The 14,889-nt window shown below is 38.1% G+C and carries 17 protein-coding genes; 1 reads left to right on the top strand and 16 read right to left on the bottom strand.

Annotated features, from left to right (window positions below):
• The first annotated feature begins 45 nt into the window (after positions 1–45).
• The gene (locus KQH97_RS07715; RefSeq protein ID WP_117934602.1) at positions 46–813 is read left to right on the top strand and encodes a hypothetical protein; all 768 of its coding nucleotides are present in this window, start codon (positions 46–48) and stop codon (positions 811–813) included.
• Here the strand turns inward: KQH97_RS07715 and KQH97_RS07720 are convergent.
• From KQH97_RS07720 to KQH97_RS07795, 16 genes are all read right to left on the bottom strand, one after another.
• Positions 782–1,165, bottom strand: coding sequence for a hypothetical protein (locus tag KQH97_RS07720; protein ID WP_147339780.1), 384 nt, complete (start codon positions 1,163–1,165; stop codon positions 782–784). The two genes, KQH97_RS07715 and KQH97_RS07720, sit on opposite strands and share 32 nt — an antisense overlap.
• Positions 1,158–1,343: a hypothetical protein gene (locus KQH97_RS07725; RefSeq protein WP_117934608.1), complete on the bottom strand. Its 186-nt coding sequence runs from the start codon at positions 1,341–1,343 to the stop codon at positions 1,158–1,160. The genes KQH97_RS07720 and KQH97_RS07725 overlap by 8 nt, the downstream gene beginning before the upstream one ends.
• On the bottom strand, positions 1,343–1,507 hold the full coding sequence (locus KQH97_RS07730; protein WP_181985447.1) for a hypothetical protein: 165 nt from the start codon (positions 1,505–1,507) through the stop codon (positions 1,343–1,345). Before KQH97_RS07730 ends, KQH97_RS07725 begins: the two co-directional genes overlap by 1 nt.
• A gap of 1,566 nt (positions 1,508–3,073) precedes the next feature.
• Entirely contained in the window at positions 3,074–3,490 is a 417-nt protein-coding gene (locus tag KQH97_RS07735) for a hypothetical protein (RefSeq protein WP_117934617.1), read from the bottom strand.
• Positions 3,487–3,792, bottom strand: a complete 306-nt coding sequence (locus KQH97_RS07740) for a hypothetical protein (RefSeq protein ID WP_117924619.1) — start codon at positions 3,790–3,792, stop codon at positions 3,487–3,489. Before KQH97_RS07740 ends, KQH97_RS07735 begins: the two co-directional genes overlap by 4 nt.
• A 94-nt stretch (positions 3,793–3,886) precedes the next feature.
• On the bottom strand, positions 3,887–7,084 hold the full coding sequence (locus KQH97_RS07745; protein WP_216553701.1) for a SpaA isopeptide-forming pilin-related protein: 3,198 nt from the start codon (positions 7,082–7,084) through the stop codon (positions 3,887–3,889).
• Positions 7,085–7,201: 117 nt separating this feature from the next.
• On the bottom strand, positions 7,202–8,092 hold the full coding sequence (locus KQH97_RS07750; RefSeq protein ID WP_216553702.1) for a hypothetical protein: 891 nt from the start codon (positions 8,090–8,092) through the stop codon (positions 7,202–7,204).
• 367 nt (positions 8,093–8,459) lie between these two features.
• Positions 8,460–9,467: a toll/interleukin-1 receptor domain-containing protein gene (locus KQH97_RS07755; RefSeq protein WP_216553703.1), complete on the bottom strand. Its 1,008-nt coding sequence runs from the start codon at positions 9,465–9,467 to the stop codon at positions 8,460–8,462.
• A gap of 48 nt (positions 9,468–9,515) precedes the next feature.
• Positions 9,516–10,436, bottom strand: a complete 921-nt coding sequence (locus KQH97_RS07760) for a 3'-5' exonuclease (RefSeq protein WP_216553704.1) — start codon at positions 10,434–10,436, stop codon at positions 9,516–9,518.
• A 22-nt stretch (positions 10,437–10,458) separates the two neighbouring features.
• Positions 10,459–10,860, bottom strand: a complete 402-nt coding sequence (locus KQH97_RS07765) for a DUF6075 family protein (RefSeq protein WP_118159791.1) — start codon at positions 10,858–10,860, stop codon at positions 10,459–10,461.
• 187 nt (positions 10,861–11,047) lie between these two features.
• Positions 11,048–11,452, bottom strand: coding sequence for a hypothetical protein (locus KQH97_RS07770; RefSeq protein WP_117934633.1), 405 nt, complete (start codon positions 11,450–11,452; stop codon positions 11,048–11,050).
• 525 nt (positions 11,453–11,977) lie between these two features.
• A complete protein-coding gene (locus KQH97_RS07775; RefSeq protein ID WP_216553705.1) occupies positions 11,978–12,811 on the bottom strand; it encodes a PD-(D/E)XK nuclease family transposase in 834 nt (277 codons plus the stop codon).
• Positions 12,812–12,913: 102 nt separating this feature from the next.
• A complete protein-coding gene (locus KQH97_RS07780) occupies positions 12,914–13,348 on the bottom strand; it encodes a TnpV protein (protein ID WP_216553706.1) in 435 nt (144 codons plus the stop codon).
• Positions 13,349–13,367: 19 nt separating this feature from the next.
• A complete protein-coding gene (locus KQH97_RS07785; protein ID WP_216553707.1) occupies positions 13,368–13,706 on the bottom strand; it encodes a hypothetical protein in 339 nt (112 codons plus the stop codon).
• On the bottom strand, positions 13,699–13,932 hold the full coding sequence (locus KQH97_RS07790) for a hypothetical protein (protein ID WP_216553708.1): 234 nt from the start codon (positions 13,930–13,932) through the stop codon (positions 13,699–13,701). The genes KQH97_RS07785 and KQH97_RS07790 overlap by 8 nt, the downstream gene beginning before the upstream one ends.
• Positions 13,933–13,998: 66 nt before the next feature.
• The gene (locus KQH97_RS07795; protein ID WP_216553709.1) at positions 13,999–14,886 is read right to left on the bottom strand and encodes a ParB/RepB/Spo0J family partition protein; all 888 of its coding nucleotides are present in this window, start codon (positions 14,884–14,886) and stop codon (positions 13,999–14,001) included.
• Between the last annotated feature and the right edge of the window lie 3 nt (positions 14,887–14,889).

Below are 14,889 nucleotides of genomic sequence, written 5' to 3' on the forward strand. Positions count from 1 at the left end.
TGTTAATGTGAAAATAGTTTAAAATAATTATTGAGGTGACAAGATATGGTTTTTGAAGAAGCACTCTATATTAATGGATCACAAAGAAAAATGCTGTCTATTGAAGATGTAACTCAGTTAGCAACAAATTCGTTAGATCTATATAATGAAATCAAGAATAATCTTTTCTGCCCTGAATGTGAAAAACCACATTTGACTTATAATTCATGTACAACGAAATCTAACTATTTCTCAACCCGCAATTTAGAAAGTCACGCAGACACTTGTTCTTTTAAATGCAAAAGAGCGACAAATCATCAGTTGGAACTATTGGAAAATGACGAAAAATCACTGGACAGACTTCAAAATAGGCTTAAAGCTGTTATATTATCCTGTTTTTCAGAGAAGAAAGCTGCACGGAATCCTTTTGTTATAGAGAATAAGATATCTAAAGTTTCTACAAATACTGAAAATCAAATTGAACGCACAGCCGTTAAGTATGCTATTCCTAAAAAACGTATTACAAATGGATTATCTCAGGCTGATGTTGATCAGTTAAAAATCTTTTATGGAAAGGTAAGAGTCCGTTGCAAAAAGCATCGCAATGGTCATAAATTGTATATTTTCAATCTAACACAAAGACAGTTACCAATGATTTGTTCCATATATTTGTCTGAAAAAGTATATGAACACATAAATATAAAGGATAATGATTGTTTCAACTGTTTAATATCATTCTATGTTAAAATGGAAATCAACAAACAGGACGATAAAATATATTACAACTGTATACTAACAGATTCTAGGAAAATGTTCTTTTGGAAAATCGACTGATAGTGCGTAACATCTTCTGTGATTTTTCCCCTGAAAAGAGTTTTTTTATTCTGTTAATATCGGTGTACATATATCCATCACTTTCACAATAGCCGCCCTCATCAATAAGGTCATAGTATGTATAAGGTGTATCAGGATTAGTGTTGAGGTCAAAAGCTGTAATATGTTCCTTCCTGACACTAAAGCCATACATGGTTACAAGCTTGTCTACGATATCATCAACGGACGCTGCATTGTAAAAGTAGATAACGTATCCGACAAGAAGCAGCATATCTTCGCCCTTTATTTCATTACTGCAAATCAGAGTTCCTGTTTTGTTATCGTCTGCTATAAAGTATCTATACTCATTCATTTTTTGCTCCATAATCTTTTTCCTTTGTCACGACTATGACATTAGACATAGGGTCAACAACTATCAGCTTTTTGCTTTCATTGCATAAACGCTTTGGCTCGATACAAAGGCAGCGTCCCATACCACTGCGGCGGTCTTGACGGCGTTTTCTGCAAGACCTATTGATCCTGATCTTCATCAAGCATTACCTCCACATATCTTCTTACATACTCCGATTACATACTCCGAATTTCTGTTAGGATAGTCATCACTCTCCATCAAAAAGTGATAGCCGTCCTTTTTCAGCTGTTCTGTGAACTTTTCAACTTCTGCAGGTAAACCCTGTATTCTTAGTTTTATCATATTTTATACCTCATCGTTTTCTTATATTTTGCAAAAGACTAATAACACTATAGCAGTAACAGCACACCCTATTATATATATATTGCGTAACATCTCAATTTGGCTGAAACAGCTATCGCCATGATCAGAAAGTTTATGAAAGGATTTTTTTATGTAATTTACATTTGCAAGTATTATCAGTGCTTTAACAAAGAACCAAGAAATGAATATTTTAATTTGCATTTCCGAGTTTGTTTCAAACACTACCCTGATACCAGTGATAATGCCTGCAAATACAAACAGCGAAAGCATTAATAGCTTGAAATTTACAAATTCATAGTTGTGCTTCATAAATACCTCTTGACCGATTTGTCTATAACATTTATACGTCCTGCCTCCCAGCCCCTGCCCTGTTGCAGGGGCTTTCTTCCTTTAGATAAGATAAATTGATCCCCTTTTTACTGCCTTTTCAGACAATATCAATTATCTTTTTCTCTTAGTGACTTGCTTTGAGTCGGCAACAAGATAGCCGTATGGCACTGTTGAGCCGTCCTCTGTTATTGTGTATGTGCCTATTATTGCAACTTAGCATATTTTGTGATATAATTCTAATGTAGCTATTTTTTATGCTTGTGTTTGTAAATTATCAAATGGATAAAATTATATATATTAAATGCAGCCCAAAGATAGTATAATATTTTCATTTCATTTACCTCGAGGTGTATTTTATGATAAAAAATGTTATGTTTATCATAAGTTTTGTTACAAGTAGTGTGTGTTTTATAGATTTAATTAGGAACAAAAAGCAATATCGTTCACTTGCGTATCTAATATTGATAGTTCTTATTTTCACATTTATTAGACCAATACTCGTCCTATTTTATAATTACAATTATTATATCAGAGTAGCCGCAATAGTATTTCAAATTATTATTGCTCTGAGTTGCTGCTGCGTTGATTATAACATTATTTACGAAAACGGACATAGGTTATATGTCGAAAAATGGTATAAGATATTGATATATGCTCTTTTGACTATAGTAGCCAATGTTGTAGGTGTAGCCTGTTGCTATAATCCATTTAAAGATGCAGATCTAATAATAAACTGTGAAAGCTTTGAATACATAAATGCAAGATTTGTAAATGCATTAAGCACTATGACTACCGATAGATCATTGTATGGTTTTCTTAAACAAAATTTATTAATTGTATTTATTTATGCATACTACATAATTTCTCTCTTGCTAATATACATTAGTTCAATATATTTTTTGAAGTTTGTGCATAAAAGTGACATAAAACATCTTTGTATATCTGCAGTATTACCTGTAGTGTCATCCTTTTTATCTAAAATGTTTTATCCTATTTTGGATATTATTCTTTATATTTTTCATGAATTTAATTTGCCTTCGCCAAGCATATAGAGGATCACCAGTCCATAATTCCCAAATCACCCACCATGACGCAAATGACATTGTATAGTCGAGAACTAAATCAGAAATACTCATAGTCTTTACCTCCCCAGCCCCTGCCCAGTTGCAGGGGCTTTTTTCTATTTAAACTGCTTGTGCTTTGAAAATAAATATTTTATACTATTATTAAATGATATCCATTTTCTTTTAAATATGCGGCGATGACATCTTCTTGATTTTCAAAAAACAACTGCAATGAATTGTCTATCCAATAAGTATCCGTGTCGGGGTCATAAAAGATTGTAAACCTGTAGTCCTCAGCTGCCTTATCTACGCCTTTCATTTTCGCTATCATTTTATCAAAATTGTTATCGCAGCCGTCATAAAATGAAACACCGAGCTTTTCATCATCGCCTCTTTCAAGGCAACCAAGGTCAAACCACTTAGAGTCATCACTTTTATGTATGACGTATATCTTTGTGCTTTTATAATTTGGATAAAATAACAGCAGTTGTTCATGCTCATTAGCCGCATGATATGTCAAGTAGCTCTTACTTTTATAGTGATTTTCCAATCTTTTAAATATGCTCATTCTTTTACTTCTCTAATTATAATTTCTTTTAAGGTGTATTTTCCTGTTAAAACTCTTAAACACATCAATATTTGTGAAATGAAAAATACAACGAATAGAAGTACTATTAATACATTGTTTTTTTGAGATATAGACCATCCGTTTTCAGCAAGAAAGCATAATGTTGCAGCTGTGATAATACTTTGAACAAGAATATTCAACTCATCTATTAAAATGGACTTTACCGCATATAAAATTTTTTCCTTTTTGCTAGGATACCTGATTTTAAAAGTTACATCATGGAGTTCATTTTCATTATTCATATTACTACCTCCCAAGCCCCTGCCCAGTTGCAGGGGCTTTCTTCATGTATAGATAAATTGATCCCCTTTAGCTATCTTTTTCAGACAGCATCAATTATCTTTCCTTTTTCTTTCGGCTGAACATCAGGACCGCAGCTCCTGCGAGAATGATAGCCACGCTACACAGTGCTGTTCTGCCGTCTGAGTCATTGTCCATTACACCAGTGTTCGGCGTGTCGGGTGCTTTTTCGTTGACCATATCTGTGTCAACTGTCTGTGCATATGCCACTGTGACCTGCTTTGAGTCGGCAACAAGATAGCCATAAGGTACTGTGCTGCCGTCCTCTGTGATAGTGTATGTGCCGATAGGAACGTTTTCAAACCTTGCAAGACCGTCCTTGTCGGTGATCGCAGGAATGTTTATCTCTCTGCCTGTGTCTGATACACCCGAAAGAATAAATCTAATGCCCTCAACGTTCGTCATATCAGCAGTTTTCTTATGCACTTGAATTGTACCTGTCTGCTCAGCGTTCAAAATGTCAGTGTCAACAGTTTCAGCATAGGTTACTGTGACCTCTTTTTCGGCGGCTACAAGATAGCCGTATGGAACGGTCTTTTCGTCCTCGATGACCTTGTATGTACCTATTGGCACGTTCTCAAACTTTGCTATGCCGTCTTTGTCTGTTTCAGCCGGAATGTTTATTTCACGTCCTGTGTCTGATGTGCCCTTCAGATAGAAGGTTATACCTGAAATATTCAGATCACCCTCTGTTCTCTTGTGTACCTTGATAGTACCTGTCTGCTCGTTGTTGATTATTTCTGCGTCAACAGTTTCTGAGTAGATAACAGTGACCTTTTTTTCATCGGCAACAAGATAGCCGTAAGGAACAGTTTCTTCGTCCTCGATAACCATGTATGTGCCTACAGGTACGTTCTCAAAAACTGCTACGCCGTCCTTATCGGTAGTCGCAGGAATGTTTATCTCTCTGCCGCTGTCTGATGTACCCTTCAGATAGAATGTGATACCCTCAACATTCTTCTGACCCTCTGTTCTTTTCTGAACCTTGATTGAACCGGTCTTTTCCTCGTTGGTGACCTTGACTTCTGCGGTTGTGTTGTACTCGACAGTTACGGTCTGCTCGTTAGCTACAAGATAAGCCGCAGGAACTGTAGAGCCGTCCTCTGTTACTGTGTACTTGCCGATAGGGAGGTTTTCAAAGAGTGCCTCGCCGTTTTCATCGGTGAAAAGCTCACGCTCGATGTCGCTGTTCGTGTCGGAGATACCCTTGACAACGAATCGTATATCCTTAATGTTGAGGTTGCCTGTTGTGCTCTTTGTGACCTTGATAGAACCCTCTTTGAGATAGTTCGTCATTTTGGCATAAACAGATACGCCCTCTTCGGTTATCTCAAAAGGATACAATGTATCGTCAATGATGTACTCTTCAGGTGCTGCTATCTCGTGGTAGAAATACTTGCCGTAGCCAAGTGAGAACGTTGCAACGCCGTTTTCATCAGTAATGCCTGTCGTTATCTGACGCTTGTTTTCGTCAAGTATCTCGAACTCGCAGTTCGGCAGCAGCTCACCGCCGAGGTTTTTCTTGGTGATGATGAAAGGTGCTGTCCAAGGTGAGTTCTTAACAGACACTTCTGATCCAAAATCAGCAGTATCTGTTGCTAACTTCACGGTCTGAGGCTCGCTGTTCAGCGAATAGCCTTTAGGTGCTTCTATCTCTGTAACAGTGTAGCTATAGCCCTGATAGATGTCCTTTGTAATAACAGCTTTTCCGTTTTCATCGGTTGTAACTGTGTCGATAATGTCGCCCTTTTTGCGTATCGTTATGCCGCCGCTTACTACTATATCTTCGGCTGCTGTTATCTCAAACTTGGCTCCGCTGAGATATTTTTTGCCGCTTTCGTCAGTTTTGTAGATAACAAGCTCGCCCTTGTCTACAGATGTTCTCTGATTATCTACTACTGTTTTGCTTGTTTTATCAGCCTCAACAGTTACGTCTGTTTTGGTTTTCAGTGCATAGCCATTAGCTGTAGTTGTTTCCTTCCAGTAATAGCTGCCCTGCGGCAGACCTGAAACGTGGATATTTCCGTCAGCGTCAAGTGTCATATCTGTAGCGTTAGCCTGTGAAACAGTTGAGCTGAATGTATACTTGCCGTCGCTGCCTGTTGCCTTGATGAATAGATCGCTGTCGCCGTTCTTCATAACAAGGTTGAATTTAACAGCTTTCAGTTTGTCGGCAACGTTTGTTTCCTCGTTTCCGAAGAAATCAATGAAGTTCTTTTCAAGGTCAGCGTTGCCTGTAGGCATATCAATTTTCAGCTTGAAATATGCCTGAACAGGGTCTTTGCCTGATATATATCCAACTTTCGCCTGAGAGCCTGAATCATTTTTGCCCTTGTAAAACAGAGGAACACATTCCTCTATCTTGCCACTGTTCTTTGCTCTTGCCTTTGTCAGAGTGACAGCTTTTGTTCCTGCCTTGATGTTTTCATTGGCGGAAACCTTGATGTTGCTTCCGTCCTTTTTGAATGTAACTCCGTCAACTTTTGAAAAATCGAACTGTGAGATACTGCTGTCAGCCTTGATCGTACCCTCATATTTCTTTGTTGATGTGTTATACTTCAATTCGTATGTAGGGGCTGTTCTTACGGCAGTTGTTGCACCAGCAGGAATTTTATAGTGGCTAAGTATATCACCTTTCATCTTTTTGTAGCAATCCACAAGGTTTTTATGGTCTGCTGATGAAGGAGCATATATGCGGTTCAAAATCGTATTTTCGTCCGAAGAGAGATTTTCTGATGAACTGTCAAAGAAACCGCCTGATACTGTCCATATCATAGCTTGAGAAGCTACTCTCTCAGTATCTGCGTTGTAGCCGTACTTAGTTTTGCCTTTGTATGAGTAGATCGTTGCGGCTTTAAGATTTTGTCTTTGGTCTTTATTACTATACATTTTTATTATTGTGTCTGAGTCAAATGTTGATGAACTCATTACAGTATTGTTATCATGCTCAGTACCAAGCTGAACACAATAGCAATTGTTACCGCTTTCGTCATTCCAGAAATAGAACTCCTGCGCCCACTTGTAACGGAATGCGTCATTGGTATTTCCGCCTGTCAATGGGTCATAGGCATTTTTAAGCCCTGAACCCTCAAAGTTATAGCTCCAATCAAGAACCTTGCTCTGCGTATGCTTTGTGTCAGCCGCAAAGGCAACCAGTCCATTTGAAAAGATTGAAGCTGTAAGGAGAAGCACTGTGAATAAAGAGCCTATCCTTTTTACGATACTTTTCTTCATTTTTATCTCGCCCTTTCAATTTATTTCTCTATGTCAAATCCTTGCGGATATTATTTTTTTGCATAAAAAAAGACGATTGAAATTTTTATCAATCGTCTTAAACGCTTTATTCAGTTTTTATGCTCTCAGCAAATATGTGTTCCAACAGGAGTGACCGTAATAATCTGTTCCTGCTTGAATGATTATTATAGACTGAGTTAAGTTGTGCTCGTCATAAAAATCATATTCACCCTTTATGTCGCTTTTCATTCTTTCTAGCACTTCATTATATTCATCATAACTGTAAAGGTTATCACTCGAAACCCATGAAGCAGTGTCGAGGTTAATATCTGCGGTGTCTGCTAAAAATTCATCTACTGATGAATAACCAAATTCGGCATATATCTTCTCGACTCTTGGTCTTGCCAATTCATTGCTGTATGCCTGCAATTCTTTCTGAAGTCTGTCTATATCACTCTGAGTAAGGGTTACCTTTGGCTTAGCCTTCGTAGTTGTAGTCGGCTTTGGCTTCGGAGCTTGCGTTTTCTTTGTCGTTGTTGTGGTTTGCCTTTTAGTCGTTGTCTGACGCTCTGTCTGTCTTTCTGTCTGACGTTCCGTCTGCTGTGGCTGATAGCTGTTGTTATTGTCATTGCTGTAGCTATTGTTGCCTGAGCCGTTGTTTGAAGTGCTGTGGCTGTAGCTCTGATTATTATTCACTGTGCCGCCATTACTAGCTGGGCTGTTCGATTTTGTGGTTGAGCCGCCCTTGGTAGTGGTTGAAGATTTACCACTGCTTGTGCTTGCGGACGTTGTTGATGATGTTGTGGTAGCCGAAAGGAAAGTTGTTTCCTCACTCTGAGAGGTCAGTGTGGCTTCCGTTGTGGTAGTTGCCGAAGCTTCTGTGCTTGAAGCCGTTGTGGTTGCCTTTGGAGGGGCTGATGATGTGTTGTCTGTGTTGCCGCAGGCGGTTATGCTGAGCATTGTCGCACTGATTATCAAGGCGGCTATGGCTTTCATTGTGTTCTTCATATGGTTTTCCTCCTTTTTTAGACTTGACATATATCTTAAAGTGATGTATACTTATATATAGAAAAGGTAAACCGCATAGACGGCTATCCTCAGTTTTTGATTATGTAAAAAATAACCGCAACTTTTGGTCGAGGGCGGTTATTTTTTTATGCTTTTTATCAGCTCGTTGAGAGCGACAATCAGCACGATAGTCAAGACAAAGAAAGCTAAGTCCATTCTATCACCTCCCGAATATCCTATTTTGCCTGAGCCTTTCGGCTGACAATATTCAGACCATTCCGTGTGGGAGGACACCGCCTACCGTTTAAGTTTACCTTTTCCAAACTAGATTATATCACAATTGATTTGTGATGTCAAATATTGCTGTTTAATTTTGAGCGTTTATCGCATTGATGATATCCTTGATGAGCTCTGTTTTATTTCCATTGCTTAGGTCATAGTATTTATAATCGCCTAATGACGGCATGATGTTATTTACATCTACATCGTCTATTTTAACTATGTACCAGCCTTTTTTCTTGTTTGTTAGCGCTGACATTATTGTTTTAAGTTCCAACTGTCCGTAATTTGATGACAGTGTCGCATTACTAAGAAAGAGAATGGCAAAATCACTTTCTTCTATACCTGCAAGGATTGATTCCAGCAGGTGAGAACCTACGCTTATGTCTTTTTTGTCTATCCAAAGATCAATGCCGCTGTATTCAAGGGCTTCTGTTATTTCATAGACCAATTCCTTGTTAGCGTGGCAGTATGATATAAATACTTTTTTCCTCCTAATATGAGTATTAAAGTTGTATCCCTTCTTGGTGAGATCGGATTTTGAACAGAAGAAATAAGCGTCACTGAATATTTGCGTTATATCTGCTTTGCTGCAACTAGGTGGAATATTCGCCATATTGAATTTTCTGTTGCAAAATTTCATGAACAGTTCGTGAATCCCCAACGATGACTCTTTTCTCAAATCATATTTCTTGATAATGTTTTCAATAAGCTGTCCCTCATTTTGTTTCGCTTCAATTGAAAGATAAGAAACAAGGTTATATGGAATATTACATACAAATAAAATGATACAGCCATTGGAAGATACGATTTGGTTTATTTCATTCACTGCATCAATGTAGGCTTCTCGATTTTCGTAGGGTATTAAAATGGTAGCATAGTATTTCATTTTCGTTCCTTTATATATTATGATCTGTTTGCTGTCAACGTCAGCAAACGCTTTGAAGTTTAGTTCGATTTGAAATAGAGCTGCATACCATTTATAAAATTTTAACGGCTCATCAGATATTGCTGAGAATGGTATCGATATGAGTGAACTATTTTTCTTGTCATATCTGTTATACAGCTCTTTTAACTGAGATGTATTGAGTAACATCGTACACACTCCATTCTACCATATTATTCATCATGTGTCAATTATCTGCTATTCTCCACTGAGTATTTTATGATAAACAAACAATGTTGCAAAACAATCCGCAAGGCTATTATGTGCTTCAATTCCTTTCACGTTCCAATCATAATCATAGTACGCCGCTGCTGTTGTGAGTTTCTGCCATTTATAATCCTCATGATACACACTGTATTCACCGTAAATTTCAGCAAATTGTATCATCACATCTTCAGTACGAAATGCATTGTACTCCTCATCTGTTATGATATCGCTTCCCATGAGAAATCTCAAATCAAAATCAACGTTATAGCCGATTATCCAATGTGCCTGCGATAATATCGCATATAGTTCAGCGGCTTTCTCGTTTATATATGGTGCGTCAGCTACCATTTTAGGCGAGATATGATTAACGCTTTCTGCTTTTGACCATTCTTTGTGCCTGAGTGGCTTGAAGTAGCTGTCAAAAAGAACGTTTCCCTCCTCGTCAATGATAGATACCTGCAATAGCTCATCACGAAAAGGGTCAAGTCCTGTGGTTTCTGTATCTATCACTATTGATTTAGGATACTCTTTTTTCGGATAAAGCTCTTTTGTTTTCTCGGTTAATTTCCATATCAAATCTCGATAAGGCAATAAGGCAGCTTCAACCGCTTCATCAAATATCTTCTTCTGTTCCTCTTGGCGTTTCTTTTCCTCGGCTTCTTTATGCCACTTGCGGTTAAGCCTTGCCAGCTTATTTTTTCTGTCCCTCTCAGGCTGAAAAAAATCCTGCAACTCTTTTTCTGTTGCAGGATCTACCTCATCAGGGCTGTAGTACACATATGAAGCTTGGCAATTCTTATTTGCCCAAAGTTCAACGCCTTTAGCGTCCTTTTTCGGCAGCTGTCCTAAGAGCGCCCACTGACGTATGGTTTTGTATTCTTCAAATTCAGGACAATAGTTCTTGGCTTTCATACCATTACCTCCTTTTCATTACTTACATGAAAATCTCGTACCTGATTTTGATTGCTTCGAAGTAGTACGGCGTATAGTTGCAGTTAAAGATATTGTTGGGCGCATAATACTTGCTTGGTATATATGCTTTCTCTCCATTTTTGTCGATATACGTTTCAGGGGGATCGGAGTCATACACTGAACCGTTCCAAAGGTTGAATGCCAAACGTGTTGTTTTACTGCTTGTGCTTGTCTGAAAAGGCTTGTTCAACCCCTCGAAAATAATAACATCTTTTTTTACGTCATATAGTGCGCCAATATGGTCACGCAAAACAGTGTCCAATGTGAGGAGGTAAGCAAGTGACATATGAAAGTTATCGAGATATGGCATTTCCTTGCACAACTTATTGAACATTTTCTCGTGTTCTTTATCTTGAAAAATCATTTTTCTTTCCTGCCTTTCTAGAAAAGTCTGTATTTCTCAGGAATAAATTCTCTGATTATTCCTCAAATTCCTGTTATACAAAGACTTGCACCCAGTGAAATGTAAAATATTTTTTCCATGGTCTAATTACTCCTTTTTATAAAAAAAGGACACCTGAGATTTCAAGTGTCCTTAAGTTTGTATTTACCTACATCTTAAATGCAGAAATAACGATTTCTGCAAGAAGTCTGTCATATTCGTAAGGCTCATACTTTGATTTATTATGACTCAAAGTTTTGAACAGAGCTTTAAGCAGCAAACCTTTATTTGTGTTGTTCACCATATGCCCAAGATACATTGCTGTACGATTTAATACGGCTATATCAGTACGTTCGTTGTTGTTTCGAGATGAATAAAATCGACCATTTGACAAGCTGTTGTAATAACTACTTATACAGTTATCAATTTTCATGATAAGGTATTCACGCTGAACAGTGGTGAGATATTGTTGATCAAGAGCCATAAGTTTGTGACAAAACTTTTTTTGTTCAGACAGAACACCCGAACATATGCAGGCATTGCACTCATTAAGAAGTTCTGCGTAGTAATTCAATATTGCTCACCCTTTTATTTTATCATCATCGTCTTATATTGTCAACAAAAAAGGACACCTTAAATTCAAGTGTCCTTACGTTTGTATTCGAATGTAGTTTTAAGTAAGTTCATAAATCCACTTCCAACATAGAAAAATTAAAAGAAAATTGGTTATACTCAATAAAATTATTTTCTGTGTCTTAGATAAAGGACTGCAGTATTTTTCCCTCAGAACAATATATATATCCATTAATAAGGTAACCGTCAGTTGGGGAATAAGCCGCTTAGTAAGTTTTGTTGATATAACATATAATGCTAGTAAGCAAAACTTATCAATAATAGATGTTACTAATTCGCTGCTGTTCTTCTTGTTATTTGAAATGTACAATATTCCAAACAGAAATATGATTATAAATATAGTATACCAAATCATTCCTCATTCTCCCATTTTATCATTTAAAGTGACATTTGTCAACAAAAAAGGACACCTGAAATTCAAGTGTCCTTATAATCATATTCTGTTCTGCTTTGTCCACGGACAAAATTACTTTTCAGCTTTACCCTCTTGCTTCTTGTAAGCGTTATAGTATTCTATAGCTCTTTCTTTGGAAACTTCAAGCCGTGACATCAACCTTGCAATTATCGCTTCATCGTCTGCTCCAGTTTCCAACATAAGAGCGATTATTTCGTAGGCTCTGCCCTCAGCCTCTTTCCTATATCCATAGTTTTCAACAGCCTCACACATACTATCCGCTCCTTTCGCTGTTCTTTTGTGGTTGTATACTGCCTTTGACAGCTCTCCGAACGAGCTGTTGTCAGCACTGCTGTTCTTTAGATATTGCAGCAGCTTGGCAAGAGAGCTGCCGTCATCAACTGCTGCATTAAAGTAATATTCGTGTACGCCGTTGTCAATTTCCTGCTGCGTTTCATCGACCATTCGGCGAACCGTGTATTTACACTTGCCGCCTTTCAGCCAGTCAGTAGCCGAAATAAATATCAGATACAACTCAGGCAGTTCTTTGTAATTCTGATTTTTCTCAAGAAACAGAGTATCAAGACTTGCCTGATAGTATCTTACCCTTTTTGGGTGATAATCTTTGTTTTTGACCTGAACTTCTATGTTATATAGCTTATGCTCCTCGTCCTCGGCAAGTGCGTCAAGCACTACCGAATGTCCGTTGTAATTTCTTATGGCATATTGCGTATCAACTTTAATGACATTGAGCTTTTTATCAAGAAGTCTGCTCAGTGTATATGAACACGCAGCTTTGTCACGCATTACTACGGCAAAGAAGTCATCGTCCATAAGGTTAAAGCTGTCAGCGATAGCCATTTTATCCTCAATGGACCCTTTTAGCTTTTCATCAGTTATTATCATTCTCTTTTCACCTTTATTTTATCAGATTTTTGAGCCAATGTCAATAAAGTGGATATCTTTTTTATATACTTTTGTGTCACGGTGACACACTGGAGAAATTTTTTATTCTCTGCGCTTGTATACGATCTCCTCCATGACCTGATTTTCAATAGTCATAAGTCTTTCTTTCTCCCACCTGCGTAGTTCATTGAACTCAGTCGGACGTGGGTGCGTTTTCCTGTAGATCTCATCAAGCTCGTCAAATCTTTCCTCAGCCTCTATATCGACCTCTCTGGGAATGATCTGCCAACGGCATTCCATAATAAGAACTTCTATCAGCCAGTCGCAGTTGGCTTTCATCCACTTCATCCAAGCTTTGCCCCATTTGCGTATCGGCTTCTTAAGCAGCTTTTCTTCTTCGGGGTCACTTGTGTATGCTATCTTCGGGACGTATGTACCCTCTGGAGTAAGCTCATACTCAAAAAGATCGCAGCCAACATCTTCTGGTCCTGCCTGCTCGATTTCAAAATCTTCGTTAAATTTCCTGTTTTCGTTCATAATGGTCCTCCTCTTTCAATTACAAACTTTTATGTTTTTGAGTGATGTTATCTGAGTGTGTCACCGTGACACGCTGTTGTTCTTGAGCTTTCGGTTCGGCATAGCACTGATGAAGTATTTTGCTGTAGCTCTCTGCTTGAATTTTGTGAGGGAAATATTCAATGCTTGAAAAATCGATCACATTGTTGATCTCATCGAGAAACGGCTTTGCAGCGACTGCAAATGTATCATCGGATGCCGCAGCCATTACAGCACAGTCGGTATCGATAGATATGATCTCGTATAGCCGGTTGTCTTTAGCCTGATAGAGTGCCGTCTGGTTTTTGCTATCGTAGGTTTTCAAAACTCCGTTATTCATCTGGCATATCTTCTTTCTTTTTTTTGACAGCCTTCTGCTCCGAAGTCTTTCTGAGAAACTCCTGCACTTTCTTAGGAACATTCCTGTTGTAAAGCTTGTCAACTGCAGAGTTAGCCGCCTTTGTTATCTCCTCGTGCAGAAGTTGCTCAACGTTGCCGTCTGGGAGATAGCAGCGTATCGCCTCTATTTTTTTACGATCTATATCTATTTTGAACGTCATGTTCATTACTTTTCCTCCTGTGCTATGATTATATCATATTATTTTTCGTTTGTGGTAACTTTTTTTGTACTCTTAATTTTCAAGATATTTATCAAGCAGCTCATACACTATCTTGTCAAGCTCACTTTCGGTCATGTTCTGCATACATAACGGCTTTTTGATATACATCTCATTGTATAAGCTGTTCTTGTATGGCTCTTTTTTCTTTTCAGACAGATTCCTTATAGCTTTCATGATATCATAGATATCACTGCTTCCACTGTCTGTCATTTGCTCTATGACCAACGTCAGCTCTTTTGAACTGAGCCGTTCGTCATAATTGTAATAGTCTGCTATGGCTTTCTGCTGCTCAGGACTGAGCTTTGCAAGCGGCTCAATGAACTTTATCTGAATAGATTTGCTGTCTATAAGCTCTGCTAACCCATTATCAAGATTTGAGATATTTGCATAGCGGTAAATGGTTTTTCTGGATATACCGAACATATTGCTTATCTCATTTACTGTCAGGTCTGCTGAAACGTTTTTCCTCAGACTTAAGTATGTATTGAACATTTTTGAAAGCTCACTTGGACGTGGCTCTTTTCGCTGAATGTTTGCCTGGCAGACTATATCGAAAGCCACGTTATCATCAGTGACTTCGATAACAACGGCGTCAATGTCAAGGTGCATAAGCTTTTTGCAAGCAGCGTATCTTTTATGACCGCTGAGTATCTGATAGCTGTTGCTACTAATGCTACGAACGATTATCGGTGTGATAATTCCACACTTTGAAATAGAGTCGGCAAGTGCAGATATCTCATTTTCATCTATTGCAAAGGGCTGTGGATCACCATTAAAGCTGAATGGCTCAATTTTTGACATAGGCAGTGAAACCACCTTTTGCTTATCCATGAGAAGCTCCTCAAAGTTATTTGAGAAGTTAGCTCTTGGACGATTTGCGGAGCGTTTTATATCTATCATATT

This window comes from Ruminococcus sp. MSJ-25 (genome assembly GCF_018917825.1).
GTDB lineage: Bacteria > Bacillota > Clostridia > Oscillospirales > Ruminococcaceae > Hominimerdicola > Hominimerdicola aceti.